We start from the raw sequence: 19,352 nt of genomic DNA, 5'->3' as shown, positions 1-19,352 counted from the left end.
GAACATCCCTGCACGGCCTGTCAAAGGAGACAGCCCTCATGAGCAACACAGCCTCAACAACACAGAACCCCCAAAAACCCCGGGTCCCCGCCGTCGCGGCCGCCCTGCTGGGCAACGTCGTGGAGTACTTCGACTTCGTCGTCTACGGACTGGTCGCCGTCGTCATCGGCGACCTCTTCTTCCCCAGCGACGACCACGCACTGTCCCTTCTTGCGTCACTGGCGACATTCGGTGTCGCCTTCCTCTTCCGCCCCATCGGGGCAGCGTTCTTCGGATCCCTCGGAGACCGTCGAGGGCGACGCCTGGCCCTGTCCGTAAGCATCGTGATCATGGGGCTCTCCACCGCCAGCATCGGCCTGCTGCCGTCCTACCAGACCATCGGCATCGCCGCGCCGATCCTGCTCGTGGCCGCCCGCTGCATCCAGGGATTCTCCGTCGGCGGAGAGTTCGCAGGCGCCGCCACCTTCATCGTGGAGAACGCACCCGCCGCCCGACGTGGCTTCTGGTCCAGCTGGCTCTCGACATCCTCATCCGTTGGGACGATCGCCGCGAGCCTCGTCGTCCTCATCCTCCGCAGCACCCTGTCACCGGAACAGTTCGAACAGTTCGGCTGGCGCGTCCCGTTCCTGCTGGCACTGCCCCTGGCGTTGATCGGCCTCTACCTTCGGCGAAAGACCGAGGAGACCGCCGCATTCAAAGAACTCGTCAAAGAGCAGAAGGTCGCCAAATCCCCGCTGCTCACCCTGTTCCGCGAGAACCCTCGCGCGATCATCCTCGCCGTCGCGCTCGCCTCCATGACAGGGATCACCTTCTACTACTTCAACACCTACTTCGTGAACTACCTCGTCGCGACCGTGAAACTCAAGGCGACAGAGGCAACCTTCCTCGCCATGTCGGCCCAGCTCGTTTACGCCCCGCTCTGCCTCGTCGTCGGCAAGCTGAGCGACCGCATCGGACGACGACCCATCATTCTCAGCGCGATCGCCGGAGTCGCGGTCTTCTCGTTCCCGATCTTCCTGCTCCTCAGCTCCCACAACCTCCCGCTGGCATTCCTCGGGCTCGCGACCTTCAGCCTGCTCGCCGCGTCCCTGAGCGTGGGAGTCACCGTGGCGCAAACGGAGCTGTTCCCCTCCGAGATCCGCATGACCGGTGTCGCCCTCGGCAACAACATCGGCACAGCCCTCGTCGGCGGCACCAGCCCCCTCGTCGCAGCCGCCCTCGTCGCCGGCACCGGCACCGTAACGGCACCCAGCTTCTACCTCATCGCGATCTCCGTCGTGATGTTCATCCTGATCGTGATCATGCTGCCCGAAACGCTCCGCACCAGAGTCGTGCAGCCGCGAAAGTGACTTGATGCTGCGTTCCTCAACGGAGGTGCGGATGCGCGGTCGAGAACCTGAGGCTGCCAGAGCGGCTTTTCCGGCTCTCAGCGTCCCCGGTCAGTGGGGATCTGTACGTCCAATGAGGAATGTCGCACTAGGCGGTGAGCCGCAGGCAGCGGGACGCCTCCAGGGCCCGGACGATGGCGGACGTGCCCTCCTCCAGCTCCTCCGAGGTGATCGAGAGCGCCGGACGCAACCGTACCGACCGCTCTCCGCAGGGCAGGACGAGCACACCCTCCTCCTCCCGCAGACGGGCCACCAGGAGATCGCGCTCCACGGCGTCCGGCAGGTCGAAGGCGCACATCAGGCCGCGTCCACGCGCGTTCTCCGCCAGGTCGGGGAAGCGCTCCTGGATCTCCAGCAACCCCGCGAGGAGCTCGGCGCCGAGCCTTCCCGCACGCGGGATCAGGCCGTCACGCTCCACGATCTCCAGCATCCGGCGGGAGCGGACCATGTCGACCAGCCCACCGCCCCAGGTGGAGTTGATCCTGCCGCTGACCTGGAACACGTTGCCCGGCACCGTGTCGACCCTGCGGCCCGCCATGATCCCGCCCACCTGGACCTTCTTGGCGAAGGCCACGACGTCGGGACGCAGGCCCAGCTGCTGGTACGCCCAGGGGGTGCCCGTGGTCCCCGCGCCGGTCTGCACCTCGTCCAGGACGAAGAGGGCGTCGTACTCGTGGCAGAGCCGTTCCATGGCGAGCAGGAACTCCGCCCGCATGTGGTTGTCGCCGCCCTCTCCCTGGATGGGCTCGGCGACGAAGCAGGCGATGTCGTGGGGGTGGCGTTCGAAGGCCGCCCGCGCCGCGGCCAGGGACCGTTCCTCGGCCGCCTCGACGTCGCCGAGGTGGATCGCGGGCACCTCGATCCTGGGCCAGTCGAACTTCGGGAAGCGGTCGGTCTTGATCGGGTCGGTGTTCGTCAGCGAGAGGGTGTAGCCGCTGCGCCCGTGGAAGGCCCGGGTGAGATGGAGGACCTTGGTGCCGAGTTCCGGCGAGTGTCCCCGAGAACTGTTGAGGCGGCTCTTCCAGTCGAAGGCGCACTTGAGCGCGTTCTCCACGGCGAGGGCGCCGCCTTCCACGAAGAACAGGTGCGGCAGTTCGGGATCACCGAGCACCCGGGCGAACGTCTCGGCGAAGTCGGCGAGGTGGGCGGTGTAGAGGTCGGAGTTGGCGGGCTTGTTCGCGGCGACCCTGCCGAGCAGGGCCAGGAACTCCGGATCGTCGTCGAACGGGTTCACCCCGAGCGGGGCCGAGGCGAAGAAGGAGTAGAAGTCGAGGTAGCTCCGGCCGGAGCGGGCGTCGACGAGCCGGGACCCCCGGCTCCGTTCCAGGTCCAGTACGAGCCGATAGCCGTCGACGAGCAGGTGACGGGCGAGACGGCCATGAACGTCCATGTCCCCTCCACGGTGATCCGAAGAGATGATCCCCCGCTATTTACGTATCTACACGGAGACATTACGCTCTGAGGACGGTTCTTGTGAAGATTTTTCGGTCTGCCGACGCCCTGGACGCGAATGTCCGGGAGCCGGGACCGCATGGTCCAAGCCCCTCCCGATGACCGTCTCCCTTCCCGGGGACCCCCCCTTCCGAGACCACAGATCGGTCAAATCAACCTGCCGCGGGGTGGGCCAGGTCAGCTCGGCGGAGAAATGCGGATGCCGACGGTGCCGTCGGCACCCCTGCGGAACCTGCTGCCGATCATGATCAACCGGGCGAGGAGCCCGTACTTCGCGATGATCAGCCCCCGGACCCGTTCCCTCTCCTCGGCCGGCAACTCCCGCGCGACGCCCCTGACCCCCTCCCCCCGCGTGTTCCCCCGCACGTCACACGCCGCCACGACGACCTCCGGATTGTTGCGGATCCTCTTGGCCTTACCTGAGGAGCCGGCGGTCCAGATGAGCAGGGAGTCGCCGTCCGAGGCGGCCCACACCGGCGTCGGCACCGCGGCGCCGCTCTTCTTGAAGGTGGTCACGGACACGTACTTCTCGGTGCCCAGGTCCTGGATGCGCGTCATGCACGGCAGGCTACGCCGCCGCGTAGACCACCAGCGAGACCGCCACGTACTGCGCCAGGTAGGCGGCGACGGTGAAGGCGTGGAAGACCTCGTGGAAGCCGAACCAGCCGGGAGAGGGGTCGGGCCTGCGCATGGCGTACACGATCCCGCCCGCCGTGTAGAGCACCCCACCCAGAAAGAGCAGGGCCACCGCGACCATCCCCGCACCCTCCACGAGCTGGGGCAGCACGAAGACGGCCGTCCAGCCGAGGCCGATGTAGAGCGCGGTCGAGAGCCACCGGGGAGCGCCGGTCCACAGCACCCGGAAGAGGACCCCGGCGATCGCGCCGGTCCAGATCACGCCGAGCACCACCGCGCCCGCCACACCGTCCAGGGCGAGCAGTGCGAACGGGGTGTAGGTGCCCGCGATGATCAGGTAGATGTTGGCGTGGTCGAGGCGCCGCAGCACCTCCTCCAGGCCCGGGGAGAGCTTCCCCCGGTGATAGGTGGCCGAGATGCCGAAGAGCAGGCCGGAGGTGATCGCGTAGACGACGGCGGCGAGCCTCGCCTCCAGGGTGGGACCCAGCGCGACGAGGACGAAGCCCGCGACGAGCGCCACGGGCAGCGTCCCCGCGTGCAACCAGCCGCGCAGGCGCGGCTTGACGGACTCTGTGAGCGTTTCCGTGAGGGACGTGGCCATGAACCTACGGTAGCGTAAGTTACGCGTTCGTAGGTTGTGATCCGTCCTACACGGCGTCGACTCGGCGAGAACCTCGGCGAGAACCTCGGCGAGAACAAGGCGCCGCACGCCGGACCGTACGAGATGGTGATCCGCCCACCCGGACGCCGACCGGTCGCCACTGCGCATATGGTTTCCCCTCGGGTTCGCATCAGGAACCCACGGATTCGCATCAGGGAAAAGGGGACCGCACCGATGGGCAGGCGGGAAGCGCGGGAGCCGATGCCGGGACGGTATCCGGTGACCTTCGGCGAGGTCGATCTCCTGCAGGACCTCGACCGGCCCTCCGGCTGGGTGGTCTCCAAGGACGGTGTGCCGCAGTCGTACGTCGACCTCGACGACGCCACCTACCTCGACTTCGAGTACGTCCGGCTGATGGCCGACGTCGTCGACCTCCTCCGCGAGGGTCCGCTGGACGCCGTGCACGTGGGCGGCTGCGCCTGCACCCTGCCCCGCTACGTCGCGGCGACCCGCCCGGGGTCCCGGCAGATCGTCGCCGAGCCGGACGAAGGGCTCGTCCAGCTCGTCAGGGACCAGCTCCGGCTGAAGTCGGTGACCCGGCTCAAGGTCAGGATCCTCGACGGCCGCACCGCCACCGCCGGACTCGGCGACGCCTCCGCCGACCTGCTCGTGCTGGACGCCTTCAGCGGCGCCACGATGCCGATCGAGCTCGCCACCTCCGAGTACATGGGCGACGTCGCCCGCGTCCTGCGCACGGACGGCACCGTGCTGATCAACGTCGCGGACGGCAAGGGACTCGCCTTCGTCCGCCGGGTGCTCGCCACCGTCCGCGACACCTTCCCCCAGGTCGTACTGCTCGCCGAACCCGGCGTCATGCGGGGACGGCGCTTCGGCAACCTCATCGTCGCCGCCTCCCGCCTGCCCCTGCCCGTCTCGGGTCTCACCCGCAGGGCCGCGGGCGGCCTCACCCAGGCCCGCTGCGTGTACGGCGACGACATCGTCAACTTCATCGCCGGAGCCCGGCCCCTGCACGACGGCGACGCCGTGGTCATCCCCGTCCCCCCGCCCGCGGTCTTCGGCTGACCCGGTTTCCCGGCCTGTTCTGCCCCCTCCCCTCCGGCGCACCGGTCCGGCTGTCCGTCCGGCCCGTCACCCCAGCCCGTCAGCCCGACGCACGGACCGAACGCGTCGCCCCTGCCCCCGTTCCGCGCCTCAGTCCGGGACGGGAACCCAGGCGCTGACCAGGGTGCCCTCGCCGGGCGTCGAGGAGACGTCGAGGCCGCCGCCGAGCGCGGCCATCCGGTCGGCGAGCGCGCCCAGACCCCCGTGGCCTGACCCGTCCCGCTCGAAGCCCCTGCCGTCGTCGGAGACCGCCGCCCGCAGGCGCCCGCCCGACCAGGCCAGCCGCGCCTCGATCCTGGAGGCGTCGGCGTGCTTGAGCGCGTTGGCGATGGCCTCGCTGACCGTGAAGTACACGGCTCCCTCGATCTCGTCGGGAAAGCGCCGCGAGCGAAGCGCGGGATCGACCGTCACGGTCGTGGCCACCGGCAGCCGCGAACAGCGTTCCTCGACCGCCTCGGCCAGACCGCCCTGGCTGAGCACGGACGGGTGGATGCCCGCCGCCAGTTCCCGCAGGTCGGCGAGGGTCTGGCGAGCCTGCTCGCGCAGGAGCGTCAAGCTGTCGGGGCCGCCGCCGGTGGCGCGGGCCAGCTCCAGCCCCGCGATCAGCGCGACGAGTTGCTGCTGCGCCCCGTCGTGGATGTTGCGCTCGATCCGCCGCCGCTCGGCCTCCTGGGCGTTGACCAGGCGTGCCGCCAGGCCCGCGCTCTGGATCGCCAGCCCGATCGGCACCGCGAGCGAGCCGAGCAGCCTGCGGTCCTCGGCGTTGAGGCGCCCCACGACCTTGGGCCCGCAGGCGATGTGCCCCAGCCCTGCCGGGACGGTGAGCACGGCCTCGCCGTCCTCCCTGCCCGCCACCACCCGTGTGCCGTCCGCGAGCGTCACGGCGGCCCACCGCGTCTCCAGGCCCGCCCGTACGGCCTCCGCCAGCCTTCCCAGCTGCTTCACGGGCTCCACCTCCTCCAGGCCAGGCCCGAGCTCCGTTAGGAGTTCGTCCACCGTGGGCCTGAGATCGAAGATCAGAAAGAGTCTGGAGCCCTTGATCCCCACCCTGATGTCGAGCAGGTTGTGGCGGAACACAGCCGTGGTGATCACCGCGGGCAGCGCCGCCACCGCCGTCACGACACCGAGCCAGCTCAGCGCATGGCTTCCCTGCCCGGCCTGCCCGAAGATAACCGTCAGCACGGAACCGCTCAGACCCGCCGCCACCCCGAAGGCCATCCAGCGGAGCAGGCGACGCTCGGCACGGGGCCCGCGCCGAGCGCGCAGGACGAGGGAGACCAGCACCGACAGTGACACGACGAAGACCGCCAGCTGCCCGAACCCGCCCACCATCGCGGCGAGCAGCCCTGCCATGCCTTCGAGCCCCAGCGGGTTGCCGTACGGGAGAAACGCGTAGACCTCGTCCGGGCTCAGCAGGATGCCCAGCCAGTGCAGGAAGATCGCCACTACGGCGATCCAGGCGACCGGGCGCCAGCGCGGCGAGGGCAACCTGCCGTCGGGGAAGATCAGCGGGACGAAGACCCAGCTCAGGCCGTAGAAGAGGGAAAACGCCGAGGTCAGCAGCACGGCGGCCACGGCGAGAGGGCCGCTCCCGTCTCCGTACGCCGTCAGGAGGCCCACCCCGAGGCAGCCGAGGCCGAGGCAGCAGGCGGCGGCGAGCAGCAGCCAGCCGTAGGGGTTGTCGGGGCGCCTCACCGCGATGAGCAGGCCGACCGACGGCAGGGCCGCGCAGGCCGCGATGAACAGCCACTCGCTGAACGGCACGGACGTGCCGGCCGCAAGCAGGCAACCCACGACGATCCCGGCCACCGACACCGCGGCCATCGACATGGCGAGGGCGCGGGCCGGGGTGGTGGACGTCGACGGACCCGGCGACGACGCGGGTGCCGGGACGGTGCGGGAAGCCGTGGACGTCATGGGACGTAGGGTGACCTGCCACCGGCTCCGCCGTCCAGGGGGTTGTCCGCATATCCGGTGCGGTTCGCCGCACCCCCGAGACGGAGGACCACCGGGTGTCGTGAGCCGGGAGCGCTTTCTAGTTTCGAATGAGGGCCGTCGGGGAGATGGCCGCAACGCCGGAGACCATCCGAAGGAGAACCTCATGCGGTTGCCGTTCCGATCGAAGCGCCTGCTCGCCGTCGCCGTCGCCGTCGCGGTCGTTCCAGCGACGGCCCTGCCACTGGCCGTCCCCGCGTCGGCGGTCACGGAGGTGGTCACCACGGGAGCGGCCACCTCCGTGGTCACCGCGGGGACGGTCGTGTCAGGAGCGGTCACGGCCGAGACGACCACGTCGGGAGCGGTCACGGCCGGAGGCGTTCTCGCCGAGCCGGAGATCCCCGACAGCCCCGCCGGCCGGCAGTTGCGCTGGTTCCTCGGCGCGCCTGACCGGGCACCGCTCTCGGAGAGCGAGCTCGGGGAGCATCTCAACTCCGGCTACCTCTCGTCGCTCACGGTCAACGGCGTCAACGCCTTCCTGCAGGCGGCGAAGGGGTTCCGCCTGGAGAAGCTGACCAAGGAGACGCCGTCCGCGCTGGCCGGGACCGGGGCGATCGGCGAGCAGGCGTTCGTCCTGCAGCTCGGTGTGGACGGCGACGGGAAGATCAACCTGTTCGGGCTGACGCCTCCCGAGCCCTCCGTACCCGCCGCTCCCAAAAGCTGGAAGCAGCTCGACGCCCGGCTCCGTGAGGTCGCACCGCGCGTGGGCTTCCTCTCCGCCGAGATCGACTCGCGGGGCAGGTGCGACGTCGCGCACGCCGTGGCGCCGGACACGGTCCGGCCGTTGGGCTCGATCTTCAAGCTGTACGTGCTGGGCGCCGTGGCCGAGAAGGTCCGCGACGGCAAGCTGAGCTGGAACACCAAGCTCACGATCAAGCCCGAGTGGAAGAGCCTGGGTGAGGACGGGCTGACGGGCCGTCCGGACGGCAGCACCACCACGGTGAAGGAGGCCGCCAAGCTGATGATCTCGATCAGTGACAACACCGCCACCGACATCCTGATCCACACGGTCGGCCGCAAGGCGGTGGAGGCGAAGGTACGGCAGTGGTCGAGCCACGCCACCCGGAACATCCCGTTCCTCACCACGCGCGAGGTCTTCCTGCTCAAGGGCGTGAACCACCCGGCGCAGGCCCGCGCCTACCTGGCGCTCGACACCGCGGGCAAGCGCGCCTACCTCAAGGACACGGTCGCCGGACAGTCGTTGTCGGACATCGTGCTCTGGCAGAAGCCCAGGGAGATCGACACTCTGGAGTGGTTCGGCTCGCCCCGTGACATCTGCCGCGCCTACGCCGGGCTCCTCAAGCTGGGGGGCAAGCAGGTGAGCGCGGTGATGTCGGCCAACGACGTCGGGATCAAGCTCGACAAGAAGAAGTGGCCGGTGGTCTGGGCCAAGGGCGGTTCGGAGCTGGGGGTCCTCGACCTGTCGTACATGGCACGTTCGGTCACCGGGAGGACCTACGTCGTGACCGCGCTGACCAGCGACCCCGCCGGCGCGCTGGACGAGCGGGTCGCGGCGCCCGAACTGATCTCGCTGAGCCGGGGCGGCTTCGCGCTGGCCGACCCGGCAAGGAATAGTTGAAACATCAACTGAGTTGTCACCGGCGAACATCGCAGGAAGGAATCCAAGATGCCCGCCGTGACCGTTGAGAACCCGTTGACCCTGCCCCGCCTGCCGCAGCCGTTGAACGCGACCCGCGAGCGCCAGGTGCTGGCCGTCACCACCGCGCCGAGCGGATTCGAGGGAGAGGGATTCCCGGTCCGCAAGGCACTCGCGACGATCAAGTCCCAGTATCTCGACCCGTTCATCATGATGGACCAGATGGGCGAGGTCGACTACGCGCCGGGCGAGCCCAAGGGCACCCCCTGGCACCCGCACCGGGGCTTCGAGACCGTCACCTACATGATCGACGGCGTGATGGACCACGCCGACTCGCACGGCGGCGGCGGCACGATCTCCGACGGCGACACGCAGTGGATGACGGCCGGCGGTGGCATCCTGCACAAGGAGGCTCCCCCGGAGTGGCTGGTCGCCAAGGGCGGCCTGTTCCACGGGATCCAGCTCTGGGTCAACCTGCCGGGCAAGGAGAAGATGGTCGCGCCGAAGTATCAGGACATCGGCAGGACCAACGTCGTCCTTCTCAGCAGCCACGACGGTGGAGCGCTGGTCCGCCTCATCGCGGGCGAGGTCGGCGAGTTCACCGGCCCCGGCTCCACCCGGACGCCGATCACCCTGCTGCACGCCTCCCTCAGCCCCGGTTCCCAGCTGACGCTCCCCTGGCGCAGGGATTTCAACGCGCTCGCGTACGTCCTGTCGGGACGCGGCACCGTCGGCGGTGACCGGCAGCCGATCGAGTCGGGTCAGCTGGCCGTCTTCGACGGCTTCGGCAACCTGCCCGGGCTGGGCACCGACGGCGAGACCATCACGCTCTCGGCCGCCGGTACGCAGGAGAGCCGTAGCCCCAACCTGGAGGTCATCGTGCTCGGCGGCCGTCCGATCGGCGAGCCGGTGGCGCACTACGGGCCGTTCGTGATGAACACCCAGGCGGAGCTTGCCAAGGCGTTCGAGGACTACCAGGCGGGCCGCCTCGGCACCATCCCCACCGGCCACGCCTGAGCGCGGTCCGGCACCGGCCATCGGGTGCCGGATCCGGCGGGTGGCGCGGTACGAAGGGAGCGCGACCGGGGCGGCCATGGCCTCGCCCGGTCGCGAGGCCCACGGCCTGACACCGGCCATCCGAACGGAACAGAGACATCGTGGCCGGAGGACAACCCCCTGACCTCCGGCCGAGGGCCGCTGCCGGAGTCCCCGGTCTCCGGCCGGGGGCCGCTGCCGGGCCTAGCCCTCGACGAGGGTGACGCAGGCGACGCGGAGACCGGCCGCGCCGGCCTCCGGACCCGTGCTGCGGGTGGGCTCGGCGTGGATCACGAGCGACCTGGGGAGCCGCCCGGGGACGAGCGCCCAGTCCTTGGTGGCGGTGCCGGTGGCGGCGCCCTGGGCGTCGGTGGTGAAGTCGAGCCAGACCTCGTTCTCGGCGCTCGCGTGGGTGTGGGAGTGCTGGTAGTGCGGCCCGGCGTCCTCCGGTTTGAAGCCGCACGGATTGACGTGCAGGTGCGCCCCGTACGTACGCCCAGGGAGCATGCCCTTCACGGTGACCGTGGCGGTGGCGAGCACCGCCCCGGACTCCACGTTGACCTGCGCCCAGGCTCCCGGCGGCACCAGCCGGGTGTCGTAGACGATGGCGGAGACGCGCGGCGCGGGATCGGCGAACGTGCCGCCCCCGACGAGACGGATCTCGCGGGCGCCCGGGGTGGCCGACGCCACGGCCGGGTCGCGCCCGGCGGGATCGGCGGCCTGATCACCGCAGCCCGCGCAGAGCAGAGCCACAGCGGCGAGAACTCCCATGATGCGCATCCACGATCTCCTTGAGCGGCCGGAGAAGAGCAGGGCCCACCATATCGAGTGATCATATGATCACTCTCGGTATTGACCACTCTCGGCCACGTCGCCCAGGAAGGGCGGGAAGGACGGAGGGAGCGGGAACGACAGGCCGGGGAAGCGGAGACGGTCACACTCCCGTCGTTCCGCATCCCGGCTCTTCTGTGGCCCGGTCGTACTCCCGTCGCCCCGCGCCCCGATCACCCGTGGCCCGGTCGTACTCCCGTCGCTTCACACCCCGGCTCACCCGTGGCCCGGCCGCACTCCCGTCGCCCCGCGCCCCCGATCACCCGTGATCGACGCGGGAGCGGTTCAGGCGTTGGCCGAGGCGATCTCGTCGATGCGGGCGGCCAGGGTGAAGTCGAGCTCCGTCAGGCCGCCCGCGCTGTGCGTGCTGAGCGCCAGGTGGAGGGTGCGCCAGCGGATGTCGATGTCGGGGTGGTGGTCGAGCTTCTCGGCCTCCACCGCGATCTCGTCCACGATGCGGATCGCGGTCGGGAAGTCGGTGGCGTTGATCGTGCGGCGGATCTCGTCGCCCTCGCGCCGCCACTCGGGCAGGCCGGTCAGCCGAGCGTCCACCGTTGAGTCGTCAAGCAGGTTCATCCCCCCAGGAGATCACGTCTCCGGCGAGGACACCAAGCCTGGGCAGGCTTCCGGCGCGCCTGGCCATGGCCATGATGCCCTGGGCCATGGAGGTGGCATGACTGGCCTGGTCGAGAAGGGGCTCCAGCTCGGACAGCAGTTCGGGCAGCCTGGCGAGGCTCCACTCGTGCCAGCCCGACAGGCGGGTGCCTCCGCTGTCGGGGTCCTCGGCGCGGTAGGCGACCAGGATCGGGCACTCGCGGTTGATGCGGAGCAGCCATCGCTCGATGTCGGCGTTGAACGCGGCGATCCGGGAGGGCGCGGCGTACAGCCAGCCGTCGTCGCCGATGCGGTCGGACTCGCCGTCGGCGACCGGGTAGGTGCGGACCACCGTGCCGTGCAGGAGCAGGCCGCTCGCCACCATGAGCTGGCGGCCCTCGCACCAGTCGAGCGCCCCGCGCAGAGGCGCCGGAACGGTGTCGACGATGACCGCGCGCTGGGAACTGCTGGGCTGACGGGCGAAGCGTACGTGCACCTCGGCCCACATGTAGTAACTCGCCTCCCCCGCACCGAAGAAGGGGAAGGGGAAATCCTGGTCGGGGTGGGCCATGTGTCGGGTTCTCCACGGGAGAAGGGTCAGGAGTCGTTCCGAATATGAACGACTCCCGACGACGCCTCCGGGATTACTCGCCGAGACCGTTTATTTGACCGGATCCGGTCATTTGACGGCGCCCGAGGTCAGACCCGACTGGATCTGGCGCTGGAAGATGATGTAGATGATCATGACGGGAATGATGGCCATGCTCAGCGCGGCGAACAGTCCCGGCCAGTCGGCCTCGTACCCGGCGCTGGTGGAGATGTTGGCGACGCCCTGGGTGATCAGCCACTTGTCCTCGACGTTGCCCGACAGCAGCACGATCGGCAGAAGATACTGGTTCCACTGGCCCAGGATGTTGAAGATCGTGATGCTGATCAGCCCCGGCCTCGCCATCGGCACCATGATCTGGAAGAACGTCCGGGTGTGCGAGCAGCCGTCCATCATCGCCGCCTCGGCCACCGAGGTGGGCAGCGTCTTGAAGAACGCCGACAGGAAGAAGACGGTGAACGGCAGCGAGTAGGCGATGTAGACGAGGATCAGCCCGAAGTGGGTGTCGATCAGGCCGAGGTTTCTCACCACGAAGAAGAGCGGGACCAGCGCGAGGAAGACCGGGAAGGTCATCCCCGAGACGAACAGGAAGTAGATGAACCTGTTGCCGGGGAAGGTGTAGCGCGCCAGCACGTACGCGGCCATCGAGCCGAGCAGCATGGTGCCCGCCGTGCTGCACGCCACCACGAAGACGGTGTTCAGCATGTACTGGCCGATGTGGGCCTTCTCCCAGGCCCGGCCCCAGGCGTCCCAGCCGAACGAGGCGGGGAGCGTGATCGCGTCCCCGAAGATCTCGGTGTTGGTCTTGAAGGAGGACAGGAACGTCCAGAGGATCGGGCCGACGATCAGGATCGCCCAGACCAGCAGCGCGACGTGGGAGAGCGCACCGAAGATCCCGAGCGGGTTTCTCACCCGGCGCCCGGCGCGCGCGGGGGCGGCGGGGCGGGTGGCGTCGGGCTTGCGAGCCGTGTCCGTGGAAGGCGCAGCCATCAGAACTCGATCCTCTCGCGCCGGGTCACGCGCAGGGTGAGGGCGGCGAACGTGATGGTCATGAAGAACAGCGCCACGCCCATCGCCGAGGCGTAGCCGAACTTGGAGAAGTTGAACGCCGTACGCCAGATCTCCAGCGGGAGCACCGTGGTGGAGTTGTCGGGCCCGCCGCGGTCGACCGAGAGGACCTGGACCAGGGCGAAGGCGTCGAACGCGGCGATGCCGAGATAGACCCAGGCGACCTGCATGGTGTCCCACAGCAGCGGGATCGTGATCCTGAAGAACAGGGTGAACCGGCCCGCGCCGTCGAGCGCGGCGGCCTCGAACACGTCCTTGGGGATGGAGGACATGCCGGCCGAGAACAGGACCACGTAGAAGCCGACGGCCTGCCAGACCATCACCGCGATGATCGACAGCAGGGCGATGTCCGGGTCGATGAGCCAGCCGACCGGCTCGATGCCGAGTTTGCCGAGCAGGCCGTTGATCACGCCGGTCCCGTCCGGGCGGTAGATCGCCTGGAAGAGCACGCCGACGATGGCGACGGCCAGGACCTGGGGCAGGAAGAAGATCACACGATAGACCTTCGAACCCCAGATCCCGGTCATCCGCCCGTCCCGCTGCCCGCCGCTCAGGTTGAGCAGGAAGGCGAAGAACAGGGCGATCACGATCGTGACCAGCGGCATGACAAGCAGCAGAACACCGTGGTGCCGCACCGCGGCCCAGAAGACCTCGTCCTCGAAGAGCCTGGTGAAGTTCTCCAGGCCGATGAACTGAGGGTTCGCCGAGATGCCCTTCCAGTTGGTCATCGAGATCTGGAAAGCCTGGATGTACGGGCTGATCACGAAGACCACGTAGAGGAGGACCGGCGCGGCGAGAAAGCCGACGATGAACGGATACTTGCCCTGCCGCATCGGGAGCTACACCTTCCGTTCCTGCTTGGTGATGGACGAGTCGGCCTTGGTCTTGTCGGCGGCCTTCTGCACCTTCTCGCAGAACTCGTCGGCGGAGATGCGGCCGAACATCAGCGCGTTGGTCTGCTTGCGCAGCTCGGTCTCGAACTCCTTGTACCAGTTCTCGAAGCTGCTGAAGGTGACGATGTTCTGGCCGGCGGCGGTCTGCGCGGCGCTGAGGCTCGCGTTGCCCGGTGACAGTTCCAGGCCGTCGGCGGCCCCGGTCACGACGGTGATGTTGCCCGACTTCTCGGTGAAGCCGCGCGCGCCCTCCTTGGAGAGCATGATGCGCAGATACTCCAGGCCGCCCTTGGGGTTCTTCGCCTTGGCGGGGACGATGTAGGCCTCGCCGGCCGCGGCGCGGATGGCCTCGAACGGCATCTTGTCGGCGGCGGTGACGCTGGGGGTGGGCGTCAGCGCGTACTTGAAGGTCTCGGGGGTCTGTTCCTTCTGCTCGTTCTCCAGCCAGGAGCCCGACGGGTACAGCGCGATCTTGCCCTGGTTCTGGCGGAGCTGCACCTCGGTGTGGATAAGGCCCTCGAAGGACTTGTCCATGTATTTGGCGATCTCGGCCCAGGCTGCGGCGGACTGCTTCATCGCGTCGCGCTGCCAGACGCCGTCGGCGAGGTTGTCGACGTCGATGAGGATCTGGTTGCCCTCGATCTTCGCGGCGGAGATGAGGATCATCCAGTACATGTAGTAGGAGGCGTTCTTGCCCGCGTACGCGAAGGGGGTGATCCCCGCCGCCTTCGCCGTCTCGGCGAAGGTCTTGAACTCGTCGAAGGTCTTGGGCGGGGTCCAGCCGTTCTTCTCGAACAGCGCGGAGTCGTACCAGAGGCCGTACGCGGAGAAGACGTAGTTCATCAGGTAGGGCTTGCCGTCGATGAGGCCGGACTCGACGGTGCCCGGCGCGACCATGTCGCGCACCTTCTTGCTCGGGTCGTCGATGGAGGGGGCGTCCCACAGCTCGGTGAGCTCCAGGAGCTGGCCCTCCTGCTGCAGGGCGCCGTTGTCCATCAGGTCGGTGCCGGAGTTGGCGATCATGTCGGGGACGTCGCCGCCGGCGAACCTCGGCTGCAGGGTCTGGGCGATCTGCTGGGTGGCGACGTGCTTGATCTGGGCCTGCGGGAACGCCTTCTTGTACAGCGGCTCGTGGATCTCGGTGGCGTAGCTGTCGCCCAGGCCGCCCTTGAAGATGACGACCTCGAGCGGCGCGTCGGCGGCGACGCCGAACGGGTTCGCCGCGGAGACCGCGCCGCTCGCGGAGGGTGCCGCGGAGGCGGCGGGGGCCGGGCCGCCGCCGGTGGCGCAGGCGGTGAGCATCCCTGCGCCGGGGCCGGCGATCAGAGCGGTCATGCCGATCCGGCGGAGCATCTGCCGCCGAGTGATATCTCCGGGCGTACTGGCCGATAGGGACATGTAACCCTCCTGCACGGGGGATCAATTAGGAAAGTTTCCTAAACGTTTGCCCGAAGGTACGTATCCCTGGAGCCCACCGTCAAGGGGCCGCATCCGGTCTAGACCGAGCCGTGATGTCCTCGCGACATATCCGGTAGCAACCAAACGCCAGGGAAGTGCTATCCGGCAACGAAACAGCACATAGCGGTCTAAATTCCTCTGCCAACCGTTGACGCACGACCGCCGGAGAGGTAGAGGAACCCTGCTCGCCGACCACCGACAGGCGGCAACCGGTCTAGACCAGATAATGAAGGTTTGCCGCCCGGTACCGCAACCCCCTACTTTTGACGACATGTTGCTGGCCGAGCAGCGCCGCCTGCTGTGTGAGTACGGCCATCGGGCCGCCACGACCGGACTGGTCGTCGGGACCGCGGGAAATCTCAGCGTCCGCGTGGGCGACCTGGTCGCCGTGACACCCAGCGGCGTCTCCCTCGACCGGCTGGAGCCCGAGGCCTGCCCGGTCGTCGACATCGAGGGACACCTCGTCGAGGGCGATCTGCGGCCGTCGTCGGAGACCCCCATGCACCTCGCGGTCTACGCGACCACCGGCGCCGGCGCCGTCGTGCACACCCACTCCGTCTTCGGCACCGTGGTCGCCACGACCATGAGCGAGCTGCCGCCGATCCACTACAACGTCCTGCTGCTCGGCGGGACCGTGCGGGTCGCCGAGTACGCCACCTACGGCACCCCCGAGCTCGCCGCCTCCGTCAGGGCCGCGCTCAAGGACAGGCGTGCCGCGTTGATGGCCAACCACGGCGGGGTCACGATCGGCGACGACCTGGACGGCGCCTTCGAGGCGACCAGGTTGCTGGAGTGGCTCTGCGAGGTCTACGTGCGGGCCAGGAGCGTCGGCGAGCCCCGCGTGCTCACCGAGGAGCAGCTCGCCTCGGTGGTCCGGCGCGCCCTCGACCCGCCCACCTTTCCCCGCCGCGAGGACTGAGCGCGGCGCGACCACCTGCCCGTCCTGCACACCGCCGGACCACCCATCGCGAGGACTGACCCCATGCCCCTGCAGCTCACCGGCGCGCCGAGCGATCCGGACCTCATCCGCCTGCCCTGGGACGTCCCGCTGGAGCAGTGGCCCGAGCACCGCCTGGTCTCCCTGCCCCGGGGCATCTCCCGGCACGTGGTGCGCTTCGCCCGCCTGTCGGGCAAGGTGTACGCGATCAAGGAGATCAGCGAGTACTACGCCAAGCGCGAGTATCGCCTGCTGTGGGACCTGAGCCGGATGGACACCCCGTCCGTCGAGCCGGTCGCCGTGGTCACCGGGCGGACCGGCTCGGACGGCGAGCCGCTCGACTCCGCGCTCATCACCCAGCACCTGCAGTTCTCGCTGCCCTACCGCGCGGTCATGTCGGGGACGGTCCGCCCGGAGACGCTCAACCGGCTGCTCGACGCCCTCGCCGTGCTGCTCGTACGACTGCACCTCAGCGGCTTCTACTGGGGCGACTGCTCGCTGTCGAACGTCCTGTTCCGCCGGGACGCGGGCTCCTTCGCCGCCTATCTGGTCGACGCCGAGACGGGCGAGCTGCACCCCATGATCAGCGAGGGGCAGCGGCTGTACGACATCGAGGTGGCGCACACCAACATCTTCGGCGAGATGCTCGACCTGGAGGCGGGCGGGCTGCTGCACTCCTCCATCGACCCCGAGCAGGTCGCCGACTCGGTCTGCCGCCGCTACCACCGTCTGTGGGGCGAGCTCACCTCCGACGAGATCATCGAGGAGGTCGACTGGCACATGATCGACCAGCGGATCCGCCGGCTGAACTCCCTGGGGTTCGACGTCGCGGAGATGATGGTCCGCCGCAAGGCGGGCACCGGGCGGCTCATCGTCCGACCCAAGGTCGTGGACGCCGGGCACCACCAGCGCAGGCTGTTGCGGCTCACCGGCCTGGACGTGGAGGAGAACCAGGCCAGACGCCTCCTCAACGACCTCGACTCCTTCCGCGTGTCACACGGCCTTCGCCACGAGGACGAGGCGATCGTGGCCCACCGCTGGCTCGCCGAGGTCTTCCAGCCCACGGTGCTGGCCGTCCCCCAGGAGATGCGGGGCAAGCTGGAGCCCGCGCAGTTCTTCCACGAGGTGCTCGACCACCGCTGGTACATGTCGGAGGAGGCGGGGACCGATGTCGGCCTGCCCGCCGCGGTGAATTCCTATGTGAAGAACATTCTCATTTTCAAGCCGGACGAAAAGGCACTCATCGCCGAGGACTAAAGGGTTGATTTCCATCCGGGGTGCATAACTTCCCCTCAGGGTGGTGAATCCTCCCCCTTCTCCCATCAAAGCCCTAGCCGGAGAGAGTGGTTTCCGAGGCTTTTCCCTACGCTGACCGGGCGACGTTCGAAGTCGTCGGCAAGGGGGAGCACGTGCTCGGAATCGAAGACTGCCTCACCGAGGTAATGGCCATCCCCGGGGCCCTGGACGCGATCCTCATCGATCAGACCAGCGGGACCGCGGTGGCCGCCGGCGGTGCGAGCCGCCATGCCGACGTGGAGAGGTCGGCCGCAGGGCTGAGCGAGACCCTGCGCGCGACGCTCGACGGGCTCGCCGTCACCGTGCCCGGCGGCACGGTCCGGATCAACGACATGATCGTGACCACGGACGGCGAACACCATTTACTGAAGCCGCTGGAAACGCCGTTCGACGGCCCGCTCGTCATTTACGTCAGGCTCGATCCGGAACGCTCGAACCTGGCACTGGCCCGCCACCGCCTCCAGGCCCTTTCCGGCCGTCTGATATCGACGTGAGCCCGTGCCCAGCGTCGAGAACATCCTCAGCGGGCTCGCCGGCGACCACGCCACCGGATCCCTGCGACTCGGCAAGGCGGGGGTCATCTACCTCACCGACGGTCGGGTGACCTACGCCGAGAGCGCGTCCGCCCCTCGGCTGGAGGACCTGCTGGGTGCCTGCCGCGGCATATCCGCCCATGCCGTACGGCAGATCAGGCAGGCCACCACCCGCCGGCGACCGGACCCCGCGCTCCCTCCCGGGCCGCAGGAGTCGCGGAAGTCGCGGGAGCCCCAGCCGACGGGGGGCGAGCGGCTGATCGCCCAGGGCCTGCTCACCAGGGGTGAACTGGAGTTCTGCGTGCTCAGCACGGTGCTCGACGCCGCGTACTTCCTGCTGCGGGCCACCGGGCACCGGCCCAGGTTCCGGCGGGGGGAGCTGCACTGGCTCGGACCGCAGTGGTACTTCGACGCGACCGGCCTGCTCCGGGAGTGCGAGCGGAGGAAGGCGCAGTTGGAACAGATCTGGCCGTCCGCGGAGCTGGACACGCTCCCGGTCGTCCCGGTGGAGCGTATCGGCGCCCACCGGGTGGTGCTGAGCGCGCTCCAGTGGGAGGTGCTCGTCGGCGCCGACTCCGTCGCGACCCCGGCCGAGCTGGCGCGCAAACTGGGCCGTCCCGCGTACTCGGTGCTGCTCGCCGTACGACAGCTCGCCTCCTCCGGGCTGCTCCGCGTCCTGGAGCCCGGTCCGGCCGAGGCCCCCGCCGCGCCGGACCCGCTGCCCAGGCGGACGAAGGGCGCCACGGAGATCCCGGCCGCCGGGACGGGCTCCGTGGAGACGTCGGAGTGGATCCCCAGGGCGAACGGGGACCCGGCCGACGTCAACCTGCTCATCCGGCTCAGGAACGCATTGGAGGCAATGACTTGAGCCCGGTCACATGCCGATAAGGCTACGGACGCTGAAGTTGATCGGAAGGAGGATGCCGGTGGAACTGCGCGAGGAGATACGCCGTGAGATGGCGATGCTGCGAGAACGCGTACCCGACGTGGACGGGAGCATCGCGTGCAGTGTCGACGGCCTGACGATAGCCAGCGACCTGAGAAACGACATCGAGCAGACGGGCGCGCTCTCCTCCGCGGTGCTCGCCCTGAGCCGCCGGATGACGGGCATCGCCGGCAAGGGCGCCTTCGAGGAGACGCTCATCTCCGGAACCAACGGCTACGCGGCGTTCTACGCCGCCGGACCCAAGATCGTTCTCACAGTCCTGGCACGCCCGGGGACCAATCTCGGGCTGCTCAGGCTGGAGGGCCGCAGAACGGCGGACCGACTCGCCGCCGTCAGCTCACGCACATCGATATCCCAGTGATC

General features: G+C 69.0%; 19 protein-coding genes. 9 read left to right on the top strand and 10 right to left on the bottom strand.

Annotated features, from left to right (window positions below; translation table 11 throughout):
- Nucleotides 1–38: 38 nt before the first annotated feature.
- Nucleotides 39–1,349, top strand: coding sequence for an MFS transporter (locus tag ACFY3D_RS27690; protein ID WP_389984424.1), 1,311 nt, complete (start codon nt 39–41; stop codon nt 1,347–1,349).
- A gap of 127 nt (nt 1,350–1,476) precedes the next feature.
- Here the strand turns inward: ACFY3D_RS27690 and lat are convergent, their stop codons facing one another.
- The 3 genes from lat to ACFY3D_RS27675 all read right to left on the bottom strand — a co-directional run bounded on the left by lat (nt 1,477) and on the right by ACFY3D_RS27675 (nt 4,077).
- Nucleotides 1,477–2,778, bottom strand: a complete 1,302-nt coding sequence (gene lat / locus ACFY3D_RS27685) for an L-lysine 6-transaminase (protein ID WP_389984421.1) — start codon at nt 2,776–2,778, stop codon at nt 1,477–1,479.
- 239 nt (nt 2,779–3,017) lie between these two features.
- Entirely contained in the window at nt 3,018–3,398 is a 381-nt protein-coding gene (locus tag ACFY3D_RS27680; protein WP_389984418.1) for a PPOX class F420-dependent oxidoreductase, read from the bottom strand.
- Between the two features lie 10 nt (nt 3,399–3,408).
- Nucleotides 3,409–4,077: a hemolysin III family protein gene (locus ACFY3D_RS27675; RefSeq protein ID WP_389984415.1), complete on the bottom strand. Its 669-nt coding sequence runs from the start codon at nt 4,075–4,077 to the stop codon at nt 3,409–3,411.
- Between the two features lie 234 nt (nt 4,078–4,311).
- Between ACFY3D_RS27675 and ACFY3D_RS27670 the strand changes: the two genes are divergently transcribed.
- Entirely contained in the window at nt 4,312–5,160 is an 849-nt protein-coding gene (locus ACFY3D_RS27670) for a spermidine synthase (protein ID WP_389984412.1), read from the top strand.
- 129 nt (nt 5,161–5,289) lie between these two features.
- On the opposite strand, the gene ACFY3D_RS27665 is transcribed toward ACFY3D_RS27670, so the two are convergent.
- Nucleotides 5,290–7,116 carry a sensor histidine kinase gene (locus ACFY3D_RS27665; protein WP_389984409.1) on the bottom strand — a complete coding sequence of 609 codons (1,827 nt, stop codon included), beginning with the start codon at nt 7,114–7,116 and terminating at the stop codon, nt 5,290–5,292.
- 184 nt (nt 7,117–7,300) lie between these two features.
- On the opposite strand from ACFY3D_RS27665, the gene ACFY3D_RS27660 reads away from it, so the two are divergent.
- Nucleotides 7,301–8,773, top strand: a complete 1,473-nt coding sequence (locus ACFY3D_RS27660; protein WP_389984406.1) for a serine hydrolase — start codon at nt 7,301–7,303, stop codon at nt 8,771–8,773.
- 48 nt (nt 8,774–8,821) lie between these two features.
- Nucleotides 8,822–9,808, top strand: coding sequence for a pirin family protein (locus tag ACFY3D_RS27655; protein ID WP_389984403.1), 987 nt, complete (start codon nt 8,822–8,824; stop codon nt 9,806–9,808).
- Between the two features lie 222 nt (nt 9,809–10,030).
- On the opposite strand, the gene ACFY3D_RS27650 is transcribed toward ACFY3D_RS27655, so the two are convergent.
- From ACFY3D_RS27650 to ngcE, 6 genes are all read right to left on the bottom strand, one after another.
- Entirely contained in the window at nt 10,031–10,606 is a 576-nt protein-coding gene (locus ACFY3D_RS27650) for a superoxide dismutase family protein (protein ID WP_389984400.1), read from the bottom strand.
- A 336-nt stretch (nt 10,607–10,942) separates the two neighbouring features.
- A complete protein-coding gene (locus tag ACFY3D_RS27645; RefSeq protein WP_350945238.1) occupies nt 10,943–11,233 on the bottom strand; it encodes a 4a-hydroxytetrahydrobiopterin dehydratase in 291 nt (96 codons plus the stop codon).
- Nucleotides 11,220–11,822 carry a hypothetical protein gene (locus ACFY3D_RS27640; RefSeq protein ID WP_389984396.1) on the bottom strand — a complete coding sequence of 201 codons (603 nt, stop codon included), beginning with the start codon at nt 11,820–11,822 and terminating at the stop codon, nt 11,220–11,222. Before ACFY3D_RS27640 ends, ACFY3D_RS27645 begins: the two co-directional genes overlap by 14 nt.
- Nucleotides 11,823–11,930: 108 nt before the next feature.
- Entirely contained in the window at nt 11,931–12,848 is a 918-nt protein-coding gene (locus ACFY3D_RS27635; protein WP_389984392.1) for a carbohydrate ABC transporter permease, read from the bottom strand.
- A complete protein-coding gene (locus ACFY3D_RS27630; protein WP_389984389.1) occupies nt 12,848–13,759 on the bottom strand; it encodes a carbohydrate ABC transporter permease in 912 nt (303 codons plus the stop codon). Before ACFY3D_RS27630 ends, ACFY3D_RS27635 begins: the two co-directional genes overlap by 1 nt.
- 6 nt (nt 13,760–13,765) lie before the next feature.
- A complete protein-coding gene (ngcE, locus tag ACFY3D_RS27625; protein ID WP_389984386.1) occupies nt 13,766–15,154 on the bottom strand; it encodes an N-acetylglucosamine/diacetylchitobiose ABC transporter substrate-binding protein in 1,389 nt (462 codons plus the stop codon).
- A gap of 394 nt (nt 15,155–15,548) precedes the next feature.
- Here ngcE and ACFY3D_RS27620 point away from each other — a divergent pair, with 394 nt between their 5' ends.
- The 5 genes from ACFY3D_RS27620 to ACFY3D_RS27600 all read left to right on the top strand — a co-directional run bounded on the left by ACFY3D_RS27620 (nt 15,549) and on the right by ACFY3D_RS27600 (nt 19,350).
- Nucleotides 15,549–16,196, top strand: coding sequence for a class II aldolase/adducin family protein (locus ACFY3D_RS27620; RefSeq protein WP_389984383.1), 648 nt, complete (start codon nt 15,549–15,551; stop codon nt 16,194–16,196).
- Nucleotides 16,197–16,259: 63 nt separating this feature from the next.
- The gene (locus tag ACFY3D_RS27615) at nt 16,260–17,471 is read left to right on the top strand and encodes a DUF4032 domain-containing protein (RefSeq protein WP_389984380.1); all 1,212 of its coding nucleotides are present in this window, start codon (nt 16,260–16,262) and stop codon (nt 17,469–17,471) included.
- A gap of 152 nt (nt 17,472–17,623) precedes the next feature.
- Nucleotides 17,624–18,004, top strand: coding sequence for a roadblock/LC7 domain-containing protein (locus tag ACFY3D_RS27610; protein WP_389984377.1), 381 nt, complete (start codon nt 17,624–17,626; stop codon nt 18,002–18,004).
- A gap of 4 nt (nt 18,005–18,008) precedes the next feature.
- Nucleotides 18,009–18,911: a hypothetical protein gene (locus tag ACFY3D_RS27605; RefSeq protein WP_389984374.1), complete on the top strand. Its 903-nt coding sequence runs from the start codon at nt 18,009–18,011 to the stop codon at nt 18,909–18,911.
- 58 nt (nt 18,912–18,969) lie between these two features.
- A complete protein-coding gene (locus tag ACFY3D_RS27600) occupies nt 18,970–19,350 on the top strand; it encodes a roadblock/LC7 domain-containing protein (RefSeq protein WP_362899720.1) in 381 nt (126 codons plus the stop codon).
- Nucleotides 19,351–19,352 lie beyond the last annotated feature (2 nt).

Origin of the sequence: Streptosporangium sp. NPDC000509 (assembly GCF_042898365.1) — a bacterium.
GTDB lineage: Bacteria > Actinomycetota > Actinomycetes > Streptosporangiales > Streptosporangiaceae > Streptosporangium.
Note: the sequence above shows the minus strand (reverse complement) of the source record. Positions and strands in the feature narration are given on the sequence as shown.

What these genes read in the sequence shown, in the direction of transcription:
- ACFY3D_RS27680 (WP_389984418.1), bottom strand. Translation starts at nt 3,398, where the DNA reads ATGACGCGCATCCAGGACCTGGGCACCGAGAAGTACGTGTCCGTGACC.
- ACFY3D_RS27645 (WP_350945238.1), bottom strand. Translation starts at nt 11,233, where the DNA reads ATGAACCTGCTTGACGACTCAACGGTGGACGCTCGGCTGACCGGCCTG.
- ACFY3D_RS27675 (WP_389984415.1), bottom strand. Translation starts at nt 4,077, where the DNA reads ATGGCCACGTCCCTCACGGAAACGCTCACAGAGTCCGTCAAGCCGCGC.
- ACFY3D_RS27665 (WP_389984409.1), bottom strand. Translation starts at nt 7,116, where the DNA reads ATGACGTCCACGGCTTCCCGCACCGTCCCGGCACCCGCGTCGTCGCCG.
- ACFY3D_RS27635 (WP_389984392.1), bottom strand. Translation starts at nt 12,848, where the DNA reads ATGGCTGCGCCTTCCACGGACACGGCTCGCAAGCCCGACGCCACCCGC.
- ACFY3D_RS27690 (WP_389984424.1), top strand. Translation starts at nt 39, where the DNA reads ATGAGCAACACAGCCTCAACAACACAGAACCCCCAAAAACCCCGGGTC.
- ACFY3D_RS27630 (WP_389984389.1), bottom strand. Translation starts at nt 13,759, where the DNA reads ATGCGGCAGGGCAAGTATCCGTTCATCGTCGGCTTTCTCGCCGCGCCG.
- lat (WP_389984421.1), bottom strand. Translation starts at nt 2,778, where the DNA reads ATGGACGTTCATGGCCGTCTCGCCCGTCACCTGCTCGTCGACGGCTAT.
- ACFY3D_RS27620 (WP_389984383.1), top strand. Translation starts at nt 15,549, where the DNA reads ATGTTGCTGGCCGAGCAGCGCCGCCTGCTGTGTGAGTACGGCCATCGG.
- ngcE (WP_389984386.1), bottom strand. Translation starts at nt 15,154, where the DNA reads ATGACCGCTCTGATCGCCGGCCCCGGCGCAGGGATGCTCACCGCCTGC.
- ACFY3D_RS27660 (WP_389984406.1), top strand. Translation starts at nt 7,301, where the DNA reads ATGCGGTTGCCGTTCCGATCGAAGCGCCTGCTCGCCGTCGCCGTCGCC.
- ACFY3D_RS27655 (WP_389984403.1), top strand. Translation starts at nt 8,822, where the DNA reads ATGCCCGCCGTGACCGTTGAGAACCCGTTGACCCTGCCCCGCCTGCCG.
- ACFY3D_RS27640 (WP_389984396.1), bottom strand. Translation starts at nt 11,822, where the DNA reads ATGGCCCACCCCGACCAGGATTTCCCCTTCCCCTTCTTCGGTGCGGGG.
- ACFY3D_RS27650 (WP_389984400.1), bottom strand. Translation starts at nt 10,606, where the DNA reads ATGCGCATCATGGGAGTTCTCGCCGCTGTGGCTCTGCTCTGCGCGGGC.
- ACFY3D_RS27670 (WP_389984412.1), top strand. Translation starts at nt 4,312, where the DNA reads ATGGGCAGGCGGGAAGCGCGGGAGCCGATGCCGGGACGGTATCCGGTG.
- ACFY3D_RS27615 (WP_389984380.1), top strand. Translation starts at nt 16,260, where the DNA reads ATGCCCCTGCAGCTCACCGGCGCGCCGAGCGATCCGGACCTCATCCGC.